We start from the raw sequence: 12,586 nt of genomic DNA on the forward strand, positions 1-12,586 counted from the left end.
AGTGAAAGATTTCTCCCTTCGGTCGAAATGACAAAAATGGCTGGTATTCAAGCTTACCCCTTGTCATTTCGAGGAGCGCTTTAAGGTCCGTCATTTCGAGGAGCGAAGCAATTTTGTCATTTCGAGGAGCGCAAGCGACGAGAAATCCCTGTCCCGAGCACAGCGAGGGATCTTTCAGACTTCTCACATGCGTTCGAAGTGACCTTTAAAAATGTCATTTCGAGGAGCGCAAGCGACGAGAAATCTTTCCTTGATATCGAAATGACACAATCGATAGTTTTTAAAGGTCTCCGCACGCAAGCCTCCGGCACCATTGTACGAAGCCGCCAGGCGTGATTCGCATATCTTTTCCCGCTACAGGAAGCGTTCTATGGCAGCTCCCCGTTTCAGAAAGCCCAAATATTCCTGAAGAAGGATGATGGTTTTCTGTTCCTGCAGGTGGCTGTCGATATCTTCCTTGACCTCGTCGAAGGGGATGACCCGTTCGGGTGTTCTGTCAGTCACCTTGATGATATGGTAGCCGAATCGGGTTTCGGTGACGGGACTCATTTCCCCCGGTTCCAGGGCGAAGGCTGCTTCGAGAAATTGCGGGTCCATGAGACTGTCCCTCCCGAAAAAGCCCAGGTCGCCGCCGCGGATGCTGCTCGGGCATTGTGACGCTTCACGGGCCACAGTGCCGAAGTCTTCACCCTTCTTCAATCGTGCCTCGAGAGCCTCGATCTCCTGTTTCGCTTTCTCTTGTTCCTCTTCCGTCGCGTTGTCGCTCACTTCAATCAGGACGTGACTTGCCTGTACCTGTTCGGGTTCCAGGAAGTAGTGGGGATGGTCTTTGTAAAAGGTTTCGCCTTCTTCTTCCGTCACTTTGATTTTACTGGAAACTTCCTGCTCGATGAGATCTCTTACGGCAATATTCTTTCTTATGCGCACTCTCAGTTCACTTTCGGAAATGTCCATCTCCTCCATTGAACGCATGAAGCTCTCCTCGTCGGGAAATTGTTTCTTCAGTCCATCCACCTCGTCGTTTACGGTCTGGTCTGAAACAGCTATTTTTTTATTGGCGCTCTGTTGCCAGAGCACCTCGTAGTCGATCAGTTTTTCCAGCACGTCCCGCCTCAGGCCGTCCAGTTCCTCCTCAGTAAGCACCTTCCCTTGCCTGGACAGCATGGTTGTAATCTTGTCAATTTCTGATTCGAGGAAAATTCGGGAGATCTCCGTTCCATTAACAAGAGCCGCGGCCCCCTCCGTTGCGGCTAAACCCTGCTCCTCGGCCGCGGCCGGCACGTATGCCAGGATGACAACCAGAAGCGCCATGGCCGGCCACAGAATACACGTTCTTACCATTGATCTCGACAGCATGTTTTACGACTCCTTCCTTGTGATTAAAAAAGAATCCCCGGGAACTCACGTTCCATTGAGAGCTTTAATTGTGTCATTTCGAGAAGCGAAGCGACGGGAAATCCATGTCCCGGGCACAACGAGGGATCTTTGAGACTTCTCACATGCCTTCGAAGTGACAGGGGAGAGGTCGAAATGACACAATCGATAGTTTTTCAATAAAGATCTCCCATTATACGGATTCGGAATATCTGTGGAGGGCAGGCACATCCTGACCACCCGGATGATCCGGCCCCGGTGCTGTGCGACAACCGATCCTCCGGAGAAAACCCGATATGTGGAGCGTCGGGCACACCGCCCGGGGGAACCAGACAGCGTCATACGGTGCTATCACAGATAGGGCGGAATATACATATTTTTAAAACACTCCCCCCGCAGCGGGTGTTGTTCCGGTCATTGAACCCGGCAGATCCCGTCGTCGTTCCAGAAGGGTGACATTTTTCTGAGCGCGTCGATTATTCGGACCAGATGCCCGATGACGACATCAATTTCCTCTTCACGGGTATACGTGCTCAGGCTGAACCGTATGGAGCCGTGAGCCATTGTGAACGGGACGCCCATAGCGCGCATGACGTGTGACGGCTGGAGCGAACCGGATGTGCAGGCAGACCCGGAAGAAGCGCAGATGCCGTACTCGTTCATCATGAGCAGAATTCCCTCACCCTCCACGAATTCAAAACTGATGTTCGTGGTATTCGGCAACCGGTTTTCCCGGCTCCCGTTCACCCTGGAGTTCGGTATGGAGGCGATTATGGTTTCTTCCAGTCTGTCACGGAGAATCCGGACCCTGCCGCCCATGTCCTGCAGGTTCTCCAGGGCCAGTTCGCACGCCTTTCCAAGTCCTATGATGGAGGGAACGTTTTCTGTTCCGCCCCGGCGTTCTCGTTCCTGGTGGCCTCCGATAAGAAGAGGGTTAAATTTTGTTCCCTTACGGATGTAGAGGACGCCGATGCCCTTCGGCGCGTGAAGCTTGTGCCCCGAAAGAGACAGCATGTCGATAGCCGTGGGCCCGACGTTGATGGGAATTTTCCCCACCGCCTGGACGGCGTCGGTGTGAAAAAGGATATTCCTGTTTCGGGCCATTTCCGCCGCTTCGGCGACGGGGAAGATGACCCCCGTTTCGTTGTTTGCCCACATGAGACTCACCAGGGCCGTGTCCGCGGTGAGGCTCGCCCGATAGGCATCCATGTCGAGAAGGCCGTCCCGGTCGACAGGCAGTTCTGTGACCCGGTATCCGTTCCTGGAAAGAACGGAGCAGAGTCCCCGTACTGCCTGGTGTTCGACGCGGCTCGTCACGATATGCCGCTTGTCGGGGTTTACGGCAAGGGCGGAACGAATAGCGGCATTGTCGCTTTCGGTTCCGCAGCTGGTAAAAATAATTTCCTCGGGAGAGACGCCGATGAGGCGGGCGACCTGTCCGCGGGCAGTCACGATGGCCTTGGCCACTTCTCCTCCAAATGAATGCATGCTGGAGGGGTTGCCGTAGAAATCGGTGAGATAGGGCATCATATCTTCCAGGACCGCGGCGTCGATCCGTGTAGTGGCGTTGTTATCAAGATAAATGATGCTCATTCCACGATCTCCTCCACGATGAGGTCGTCGTCAACCAGTTCCTTGAGCTTTGCCTCAACGAAACCCTTCATGGTCTGTTCCGACATGGGGCAGGTCGCGCAGGATCCTCGGAGTGCCAGGAGAACCCGGTTGCCGATTATGTCGATGATTTCCAGGTCGCCTCCGTCTTTTTTCAGGGAGGGGCTGATTTCACGGTCAATGGTTTCCTCGATGAGCTTGATTTTCTGAAGATTGGAAAGCCGCGGCTTCGGGGCGCCCCGTTTCTCTGCCCGGACCCTGCTGATAAGATCGTCGATGGCGTCATGGCAGGTTCCGCATCCCCCACCGGCTTTCGTATAATTGGTCACTTCCTCGACGGTCATGATAGTATTTTCCTCGATGGCTTGCTCGATGTCGTGATCGGTGACGCCGAAGCACTCACATATGATGGTCTGGTGCTCCGGCGGTGCCGGGACACCTCTATAGTTTGCGATGGCCCCCTCGAGAGCCTGCCTTCCCAGCACAGAACAGTGCATTTTCGCGTCCGGCAATCCTCCCAGGTATTCGGCGATATCCCGGTTGGTAATTTTTTCGGCCTCCTCCACGGTCATACCCAGCACCATCTCCGTCAGGGCGGAGGCAGAGGCGATCGCGCTCGCGCACCCGAAGGTTTTGAACCGGGCCTCTTTGATCCGGTTGTCGTCACCGAGCTTGAACATGAATTTCAAAGCATCACCACAGGCAATAGATCCGATCTGGACCATGCCGTCGGGATCTTCAATCTCACCCACATTGCGGGGATTGAGAAAATGGTCTTTTACTGTATTTGAATAGTCCCACACGGGAGCCTCCCTGAAACAATACCGCGATTCTGACGACTTCGTACAATGGTACCGGAGGTATGACATCCGGCACTGCAGCCGGATGCCTGATTGCGCTTCTCCCTTCGTCGCTGCGGCGTACCCGGAAGTACGTCTCATTCCTCAGAATGTGCGCGCCGTGCCTCGAGGGCCTTTTACAAAGCCGTCCTCTATCGGACGTTTTTCGACCTTTTACGAGTTCGTCAGTTTTCTGACCGGAATAACGCGATTCACTATCACAAACAGGAAACAATGGTAAAGTATAATCACGAAACATGACGGCTTCGTAAAAAATCCGGATCTTGCTTTCAACGGCCGGCTGCATGGGACGGGCAAGAAACCCTCCCGCGGCCGACACGGCATCCGCGGGGTCAACGAAGACAGCCGGGATGGTCGCGGAGGGGATCTGTTCCGATTTCTCCACGATCAGAAAGAGATTCCCGCCGTTTCGATCCCCCGTCTCCTGAGAAGGGAACCGTCGAGGAGATACAGGTAAATCCGCGCCTTGCGATAGTCGATTATCCTTTTGATTTCGTCGAGCCGGCTTTCCAGCAGGTCGCGCTGCGCCTGGGCGACCGTCAGTGCCGTGCCCCGTCCCACATCAAACTTTACCTGTTCCGCCCGCAACACTTCTTCCTGCCAGCGGCGCCGGACAGTGGACGCTTCGATCTGGGACTGTGCCCGTTTGACTTCCAGCCAGGCATCACGGATATCCTGCACTACCAACTGGGCCAGATTATCCAGACTTGCCCGGGCCTGTGCCAGCGTGGCCCGGGCCCTCGTGTCCGCCGCTTCGGCGGCGCGGTTGAAGAGGGTCCATTCAAACCGGGTACCCGCCGTAGTGTCATAATAGGAACCATCCAGACGGGACAGGGATCCGCCGAAACTGTCAGCGTAGCCTGTTTTCCCCAGCGTGACGAAAAGGTCGAGACGGGGGAGCAGGCCCTTTCGTGTCTCTACGACGTCGAGTCGCCCCTGCTCGATCCGCAGATGTGCTTCGGAAAGCTCCGGCCGCATTCGAAGGCCCAGGTCCAGGTGGTCTTCCACCGTGTCGAGCTCCACATCCAGGCCCCGGGGGCCGTCCATCGGTTCAATATCCAGGGACCATCCATCGGCGTCAGGTGGATTCATAAGTCGGAGCAGTGAGAGTCCGATGCGGTCACGCTGGTTCAAGGCGTCCAGTAACCCCTGACGTCGGGACGCGAGTTCGGCCTGAGCCGCCGCCAGCTCCGTCTCGGCGATTGTGCCGACCTCGATGCGGCGCTCTATGTCAGCCGCCTGGTCCCGGGCGACACACAGGGCGTCCTCAAAAATAACGATCCGTCGCCGGGCGAGAACATAATCCCAGTAGGTCAATTCGGTTTCGGCCACCAGGGCCTCCGTGAACCCCCGCACTTCATAGTGTGAAGCAAGCGTATTCAGCTCGGCCCGGCGAACACGGGCAAGGTTTGCCTCCAGACCCGAACCCCGGAGCAAAGCCTGGGTCAGAGTCATCTGCACGCCCGCCGTCTGGCGTTGTCCGGTCACGCCCGAATCCGAACGGTTCTGCCTGAATGACAGGTCGATGCCGGTTCCGGTGGGTAAGGTTTGGTCTATTCCGATACGGTAGAAATCCGATTCGCTTCGCACGTCCGTCGTGCCTGCCGCTCCCCGGGGCGTCTGTTCAGACCGGTCCCGTGAAATTGCTGCCTCGCCGAAAACAGAGGGATCAAACCGGGCCCGTTCCTGTTCTTCAAAGGTGCCGGCCACGAGAGGCTTGTAAAGCTGAACCGCCAGGGAGCGGTTGTTTCTGAGCGTAAGGAAGACGGCGTCCTCGATGGTGACGGACAATCGACCGTTCACGGGACGGGGGAGAACGACGGTGCCGTCTTCGGGCCGGGGCCTGAATCGGGACAGTTCACCATAGAGGGCTGTGGTTTCCTCCCCCGGTTCAACCGGACCGAGGTGTGCCTGTTCCGAAATCGCCGGTACGGGCTCCACGGGCGGAGCCCCGGAAAGGCCCGGCATGGAAACGCCTGCGCATCCTGAAAGGGACAGGGCGATAATCCCGGCCATGAACGTTACACGGTGTTTGTTCCCTTTCATTGATCAGATCTCCCGAGAAATGATGACACCGGAGAACCATCCCGGTGACCATAGAAAAGTGAATAAATGGCGGGTATGAGTATGAGTGTGATGAAGGTGGAGCTCATGAGTCCCCCCACGACAACACGGGCCATGGGTGCCTGCTGTTCGCTTCCCTCGCCGATGCCCAGGGCCAGGGGCATGAGGGCCATCATGGTTGTGAGCGATGTCATGAGAATGGGCCTCAAACGTCTGCAGCCCGCCTCGAGGGCCGCCTCGAGGGCATTCATTCCTCCCCGGCGGCGGAATCTTCCTGCCTGGTCGACGATGAGAATCGCGTTGTTTACCACGATCCCCACCAGCATGATGCCTCCGATGGCTGACTGGGAGTTGATGGTCGTACCCGTGGCGAGGAGCATGGCGACAACGCCGATCAGGGCCATGGGAACTGAAAACATGACGATGAGCGGGTCCGACAGAGATTCGTACAGGCAGGCCATGACCATGTAAACAAGGGCGATGGCCATGATGAGGCCCAGTCCCAGTTCACCGAAGGCCCGTTCCTGCTGTTCATAGTCGGCGCCGAAAGTTATGTCGATATCCCGGGCCACCGGGAGGGCGGCAATTCTGTCCCTGATATCGGATGCCACGGACCCGAGATCTCGTCCGCTGATATTGACGTGAACGCGGCTTACACGCTGCTGGTCCTGCCGTTCGATGTTCCGGGGGCTGTCGGCACGCTCTATGCTCACCACGTTACGCAGGCTGATAAATTCGCCCCGGTCGTTCATGACGCTTACGTTGAGAATATCATCGAGATCGAGAAGCTCCGCGTCCTTCAGGCGCATGAATATCCGGTACTCGGAACCGCCGTCGCGAAACTGGCCGGCTGTCGATCCCGCGATTGCCGTTTCGATGGTCCGGGCGATGCGGACCACGGAAAGACCGAGATCCGCTGCCCGGACACGGTCGATACGAATTACTTCAAGCGGCATGGGGTCCTCGCGGCTCAGCCGTACATCGGCAATGCCGGGTACATCTTTGATGGCCTCATACACGTCTCCGGCTACGCTGTCGAGCATGCCGAAATCGAAGCCCCGCACATCGATGGTCAGCCGGTCGTCACCGGCGGCTGCCAGTCTCAGTACGAAGAAGCCGCCGCTCGCCTGGGTACGGATCCCGACACCGGGAATATCCTTGAGACGCCCGCGAAGGTCGTCGGCGATCTGTTCACTCGATCGGGACCGTTGCGCCAGGGGGACCAGCGCCAGGCGGATATCGCCGGTCATGGCCGCGCCGGCGCGAAAGGAGGAACCTCCGATCACGACGTTTACCGTCGTTGCTTCCGGAACGGCGGGTACAACCGTCTGTTCGATGCGGCGCACTGTTTCGTCGAGCAGGGCGAGCCGCGTGCCTGACTCCATTTCAATGGTGATTCGGACCTCGCCTTCATCGGCGGCGGGCATGAATTCCGTTCCCACAAAGGATACAAGGACGACCGAAACGAGAAAGGCCGATCCGAAAGCGGTGATGACCAGCCCCCGGCGGGAAAGGGCTCCCCGCAGTATCTGCCGGTAACGCTGTTCCAGGGACGCGAAGAGATCGCCACTCGAGGTTGAAAGTCTCGTCAGAAAACGGTTCTTTTTACGGATTTCTTCCCGGGACGGCCGAATCAGGCGCGCCGACAGCATGGGTGTGACGGTGAGCGCGACAAAGAGTGATGCCAGGAGCGCGAATCCCACCACCCAGGCGAGTTGCTGAAAGAGAATTCCCGCGAGTTCCCGGGCGAAGAACATGGGCAGAAAAATAGCCAGGGTGGTCAGGGTTCCCGCGACGATGGCGACGGCAACCTCCCCGGTCCCCCTGATGGCGGCCTCCTCGGCGTTCAGCCGTTCCTGTTCCCTGAGGCGGAAAATGTTTTCCAGAACAACGATAGAGCTGTCCACCATCATGCCCACGCCCAGGGCGAGACCGCCCATGGTCATGAGATTCAGGGTGAAGCCTCCGAAATATATGAGCGCGAAGGTCGAGATAACGGAAACAGGAATCGCCACGGCGACGACCAGGGTGGACAGGGGACTCCTCAGGAAAAAGAGAAGCAGCACTACCGCCAGCGCGCCGCCGTAAAGTATGGAGCCGCGCACATTGTCGATGGCAAGCCGGATATACTGGGAGGCGTCCCTGAGGGGGAAGATGGAGACCTGGGGGAAGTCGTCGTGGATATTCTCCAGCTCCCGCAGCACCGCCTGTGCCGCAGCCACCGTGTTTGCGTCAGGCTGTTTTCTCACGGCGAGGCGGACCCCGGGCTGGTCGTTGATGCGGATGATCCTGGTTACCCGGCGGTGGGTGTCGAGGATTTCAGCCACCTGGTCAAGGGTGATGGGCGCGCTCTCCCGGAATGCCACCACCGTGGACGACAGTTCATCCAGGTTTGCAAACTGTCCCGGTGTTCGAAGAGATACATCGAAACGGCCCCGTTCGATGTCGCCTGCGGGAACAGTGATATTCGCGTCCCGAATGGCCTGACGGATTCCATCCAGGGTCATCCCCAGGGCCTGGATCTTGTTGAGATCGAGGTTGACCTGAATTTCCCGTTCCAGGCCTCCCCATATGTCCACAGCGGCGATGCCGGGGATCCTTTCGATACGGTAGCGTATCCGATCATCGACAAGGTGACGCAGTTCAAGCGGGTCCAGGGGGCTCGCCACGCCGAGAGTCAGGATGGGTGTGGCCGAAATATCGAATTTGCGGACCTGCGGTCGGGTGATGTCATCGGGCAGAATGGTGCCGATACGGTCCAGACGGTCCCGGATATCGTTGGTGGCCGCGTCGATGTCGGTACCCCAGGAAAACGATACCCGAACGATGCTTGAGCCCTCCGACGAGTTTGAGTTGATCTGTTCCACACCGGCAACGGCGGCCACGGCCTGCTCGATCGGGCGGGTTACCAGCTCTTCCATTTCCTCGGGAGCGGCATTTTCGTAAGTGGTCATGATGGTCAGTGTGGGGTAGGTAACCTCCGGCATGAGGTCGATGGGAAGCTTCGCGAGGGATACCATGCCGATCGTGACGGCGATGAATGTTGCCATGATCGTGAAAACAGGCCGTCGGACAGTGAAGCGAGCCGGGTTCATCGATGCCCCCCTCCCGAGGGCACAGGGCTTTCTTCGGGAAGAAGGATGGGAGAACCGTCAGACAGGAGATGACGGCCCAAGGTGATTACGTATCCCTCAAGAGGGGGATTGAGTACTTCCACGTGATCCCGTGTCTGCAATCCCGTTTCCACCTCAACATAGCGGGCAACCGCATTTTCCCTGTCGGCAATGAAGACTCCCCGGCCTTCGGGTTGTTCGATCACGGCTTCCCGGGGGACGATGATCGTGTTTTCGCTACGGTCCAATTCTATCTCGATGCGTACGAACATTCCCGGTTTCAGGGCAAGCTCTGAGTTGTCAACGTCGATTTCCATGCGGGCCTGCCGCGATGTTTCACGAGCCACCGGAGCCAGGCGGGACACGTGTCCACAGAAGATCTTTCCCGGTACGGCATCCGCTGATATGGCGGCTTTCCGTCCCGGGGAAAGACGGGGATAGTCGCCTTCCGTGGCGTAGGCGACTGCCCTGAGGCGGTCAATCCGGACGATGGAAAAAATCGGAGTGTTGGCCGTCAGATACGCGCCTTCGTCGACGAAACGCTCACCGACGAACCGGTGCAGGTCGTCATCCTGCCAGTCGGCCCGGATTACCGTGTAGGACAGCATCAGCTCGGCTCCCATCAGGGCTGCCGTTCTCTGCGTCACCTGTGCCGCGGCAACCCGCACACGAGCCTGTTGTGCCCGGTATTCAGCCCTGATCGAGTCCAGTTCCGATTCAGAAGCGACCCGTTGTTCACGGAGGCGTGTAACCCGCTCAAATTCACGGCGCCGCGTTTCCAGGGTGCTTTCCGCTTCGGCGAGGTTGGCCCGTGCCACCTCGAGTTCCGCCCGTACCTGCTGGAGCTCGAAGCGATACTTGTCGTCATCGAGGCGGGCCACCACCTGTCCGCGCTCCACGGGATCACCCAGATCCACCGGAAGGGCGACGATCCGGCCGGCTACCTGGTTTGCGACATTGAATTCCGATGCCGGCCGAAGGGATCCCGTGAAAGCCCGCCGTTCCGCCATGGTTCCCCGTTCCACCGGAGCGATCTCGACGGCGACGGGCGGCCGGGCTCTGTGGGCCGGAAGAAGTGAGGCGGCGTTATCAGGGCTCCTCCTGTTGCCGAGGAACACGAGAGTCAGTCCGATGATGATGGCAAATCCCGCAATTACTGCCGCTTTTTTCCTGTGCTTCCCCATGGGTGTCCTGTCGTGACGGCGATCCTCTGACGAACGATACTAGTCCATAAGTATACGGCATGCAAGGTTTATGCCGATGGGCCGCACTGTTCGCGGCCGTCGGGTGAATGGTTTCAAATCGCGAGAGCATCAGGGGCGGTCATTTCGAACCGGCACGCGGTGTTTCGGCGGCACGTCTTCATCCGGGCATGCTTCCCGTGATTCATCGTCGATCATGTACGCGCACCTTGAACAGTTTCGGCCATCGTTTGCCCGTCAGGTAAAAGACGTTCTGCCGGTCGTCATAGGCTATGCCGTTGAGGACCGCGTCCGGGGGCAGGGCGGCCCGTTCTTCCGGCGTCAGGAGTTCCCGGGCATCCAGCCGACCGGTTACACGGCCCGTGTGTTTGTCGATCCGAAGAATCTCGTCGGTCATGTACCGGTTGGCGTACAGGTCGTTCCCGGCGCACTCGAGTTCGTTCAGGTCGGCGACGGGATTTCCATCGAACAAAACGGATTTTGTGTCCGTCGGCTCGAAGGTTCCGGGACTGTGAATAAAGAGTCGGCTGCTTCCGTCACTGCGATAGAACACCCGGCCGTCGAAACACAGGCCCCATCCCTCGCCCTCATAGGAGTATCGGCCCAGCAGGTCGAAGGTGTCGAGGTCATAGACGAAGGCGGTCTCTTCGTGCCAGGTAAGCTGTACCAGGGTGTTGTCGATGCGGGCGAGCCCTTCACCGAAGTATTCTTTCGGGAGGGACCTGCTTTTGACGAGCCTGCCTGTACGAACTTCGAGGTGTCTTAATTCCGACGATCCGTAGCCGCCGGTACTTTCATAGAGACAACCGTTATAGAACAGCAATCCCTGGGTGAAAGCCTCCCTGTCATGGGGATAGACGTCAAGTATGTGAAACGTCATCTGCCCGCCCGTTTCCATGGTTCGCGCCGGTCCCTGGCAGGCCGTGACGGCAACCAGGACAAGGAGAAGAATGACTCGCGAAGCCATTGATTCCGCCCTTCTTTTGAAGATGTGCCCGACGGCTTTGTACCCGGTCCGGATGTTCCCTTTCATCTATAAACGATCCGGCTGAAGGCTTCCCGGATCGAATGTTTTCGATTCTTTACGAGACTATCCAGGCTGAACCGGGACGATAACGGCAGTGGAAAAATGTTACCGTTTCTTGCCCCCGGCATCTCCGGCCGGTTTCGAAGATTTCTTTCGTAGGCGGTATTTTCCAAAGGTTCCCCGCCATATTTTCCCTTTTCGAGAGCGTATGTCGCCCTTTCCCATATTCTGACCTCCCTCGTGGTATGTATGGTACTCTATACATCAGCAGCGGTTGACTGACAAGCTGGTTTGCAGGACGGTCGGCGCTTGCATTTACAGCCTGTTCGGGCTAGTACCGTACCGTGTCTGAAGACTTTTCCCGGAGCCGTCCTGCAGCGGACGTTCTTCGATTTTTTTCGAGTCTGTCATGCTTTCTCGTTTCCTCGGACAGCGTTGCCCGGGTGTACCGCGCGGCTGATTTTACTCCGGGGGGCCGGCTGTTACACTGCGCCGGATACGCGCCGTAAGGAGTATGGCTGTGTTGTATAGCAGGATAAAAGACCCTGTCAGCGGTTTGACCCATTTCATCGGTGCCTTACTCGCCGTGGCCGGTCTCGTGGTCCTGGTCAGTGTCGCTGTACGGACAGGCGGCCCCAGGCACATCGTTTCTTTCGCGATTTTTGGTACCGGCATGATCCTCCTGTATACGGCGAGCACCCTCTATCATTGGCTTCCCGTACCGGATCGGGTGCGCTTCCGGCTTCGCAAGGCGGACCACATGATGATTTTTGTTCTCATTGCCGCAACCTACACGCCGGTATGTCTCATCGCTCTCCGCGGCGTCTGGGGCTGGGGTCTCTTTGGTGCCGTCTGGTTTGCTGCCGTCTTGGGAATCACGCTCAAAATCTGCTGGAAATCTCAGCCCCGCTGGGTGTCGACGACAGGGTATGTCGTCATGGGGTGGATGGCCCTCGCGGGCATATGGCCTCTGGTCCAGGCCCTTGAAAGAGGCGCGCTGCTGCTGCTTTTCGGGGGCGGGCTCTTCTATTCGCTGGGAGCCCTCATCTATGCCCTGAAATATCCCGATCCCTGGCCGGCGCGGCTGGGATACCATGAAATATTTCATGTTCTGGTCATGTTGGGAACCTTTTCCCACTTCTGGATGATGTACCGCTACATCGCGGTTCTGTCCTGATGTTCAAAAAAGACGCGACAGGTCTCACAAAATCCCGTCATCATATTTGATGGTCCCGTAAAAAGTCATGCGGCGTTTTTACAGGTTTTAGTTCTGGATTCAGTCGCCGCGTTGAAAATAGTGTTGAGCCAGTGCCTGGTGCTCATGAAACGCTCTTT

Annotated in this window: 8 protein-coding genes and 1 pseudogene; 1 reads left to right on the forward strand and 8 read right to left on the reverse strand. The window is 57.6% G+C overall.

The features are described 5' to 3' along the window. Positions 1-354: 354 nt before the first annotated feature. From M0Q23_09790 to M0Q23_09825, 8 genes and pseudogenes are all read right to left on the reverse strand, one after another. The gene (locus tag M0Q23_09790) at positions 355-1,356 is read right to left on the reverse strand and encodes a peptidylprolyl isomerase (GenBank protein MCK9528905.1); all 1,002 of its coding nucleotides are present in this window, start codon (positions 1,354-1,356) and stop codon (positions 355-357) included. 432 nt (positions 1,357-1,788) lie between these two features. Continuing rightward, a complete protein-coding gene (gene nifS, locus M0Q23_09795; GenBank protein MCK9528906.1) occupies positions 1,789-2,967 on the reverse strand; it encodes a cysteine desulfurase NifS in 1,179 nt (392 codons plus the stop codon). Then, positions 2,964-3,788 carry a Fe-S cluster assembly protein NifU gene (nifU, locus tag M0Q23_09800; GenBank protein ID MCK9528907.1) on the reverse strand — a complete coding sequence of 275 codons (825 nt, stop codon included), beginning with the start codon at positions 3,786-3,788 and terminating at the stop codon, positions 2,964-2,966. The genes nifS and nifU overlap by 4 nt, the downstream gene beginning before the upstream one ends. Before the next feature lie 444 nt (positions 3,789-4,232). Further along, on the reverse strand, positions 4,233-5,891 hold the full coding sequence (locus tag M0Q23_09805; protein MCK9528908.1) for a TolC family protein: 1,659 nt from the start codon (positions 5,889-5,891) through the stop codon (positions 4,233-4,235). Beyond that, positions 5,888-9,004, reverse strand: coding sequence for an efflux RND transporter permease subunit (locus M0Q23_09810; GenBank protein ID MCK9528909.1), 3,117 nt, complete (start codon positions 9,002-9,004; stop codon positions 5,888-5,890). The genes M0Q23_09805 and M0Q23_09810 overlap by 4 nt, the downstream gene beginning before the upstream one ends. Continuing rightward, positions 9,001-10,206 (reverse strand): efflux RND transporter periplasmic adaptor subunit, encoded by a 1,206-nt coding sequence (locus M0Q23_09815; protein ID MCK9528910.1) that lies wholly within the window; start codon positions 10,204-10,206, stop codon positions 9,001-9,003. The genes M0Q23_09810 and M0Q23_09815 overlap by 4 nt, the downstream gene beginning before the upstream one ends. 202 nt (positions 10,207-10,408) lie before the next feature. Further along, the gene (locus M0Q23_09820) at positions 10,409-11,191 is read right to left on the reverse strand and encodes a glutaminyl-peptide cyclotransferase (protein ID MCK9528911.1); all 783 of its coding nucleotides are present in this window, start codon (positions 11,189-11,191) and stop codon (positions 10,409-10,411) included. A gap of 207 nt (positions 11,192-11,398) precedes the next feature. Continuing rightward, positions 11,399-11,476, reverse strand: a pseudogene (locus tag M0Q23_09825) (30S ribosomal protein THX). Positions 11,477-11,765: 289 nt separating this feature from the next. On the opposite strand from M0Q23_09825, the gene M0Q23_09830 reads away from it, so the two are divergent. Continuing rightward, positions 11,766-12,428 carry a hemolysin III family protein gene (locus M0Q23_09830; protein MCK9528912.1) on the forward strand — a complete coding sequence of 221 codons (663 nt, stop codon included), beginning with the start codon at positions 11,766-11,768 and terminating at the stop codon, positions 12,426-12,428. The last annotated feature ends 158 nt before the right edge of the window (positions 12,429-12,586 follow it).

It is taken from the genome of Syntrophales bacterium (assembly GCA_023228425.1).
In the GTDB taxonomy this organism is placed as follows: Bacteria; Desulfobacterota; Syntrophia; order Syntrophales; family UBA2210; genus MLS-D.

Excerpts from the sequence above, each read along its gene's own strand:
- M0Q23_09820 (MCK9528911.1), bottom strand. The coding sequence starts at position 11,191 with ATGGCTTCGCGAGTCATTCTTCTCCTTGTCCTGGTTGCCGTCACGGCC.
- M0Q23_09830 (MCK9528912.1), top strand. The coding sequence starts at position 11,766 with ATGGCTGTGTTGTATAGCAGGATAAAAGACCCTGTCAGCGGTTTGACC.
- nifS (MCK9528906.1), bottom strand. The coding sequence starts at position 2,967 with ATGAGCATCATTTATCTTGATAACAACGCCACTACACGGATCGACGCC.
- M0Q23_09790 (MCK9528905.1), bottom strand. The coding sequence starts at position 1,356 with ATGCTGTCGAGATCAATGGTAAGAACGTGTATTCTGTGGCCGGCCATG.
- M0Q23_09815 (MCK9528910.1), bottom strand. The coding sequence starts at position 10,206 with ATGGGGAAGCACAGGAAAAAAGCGGCAGTAATTGCGGGATTTGCCATC.
- M0Q23_09810 (MCK9528909.1), bottom strand. The coding sequence starts at position 9,004 with ATGAACCCGGCTCGCTTCACTGTCCGACGGCCTGTTTTCACGATCATG.
- M0Q23_09805 (MCK9528908.1), bottom strand. The coding sequence starts at position 5,891 with ATGAAAGGGAACAAACACCGTGTAACGTTCATGGCCGGGATTATCGCC.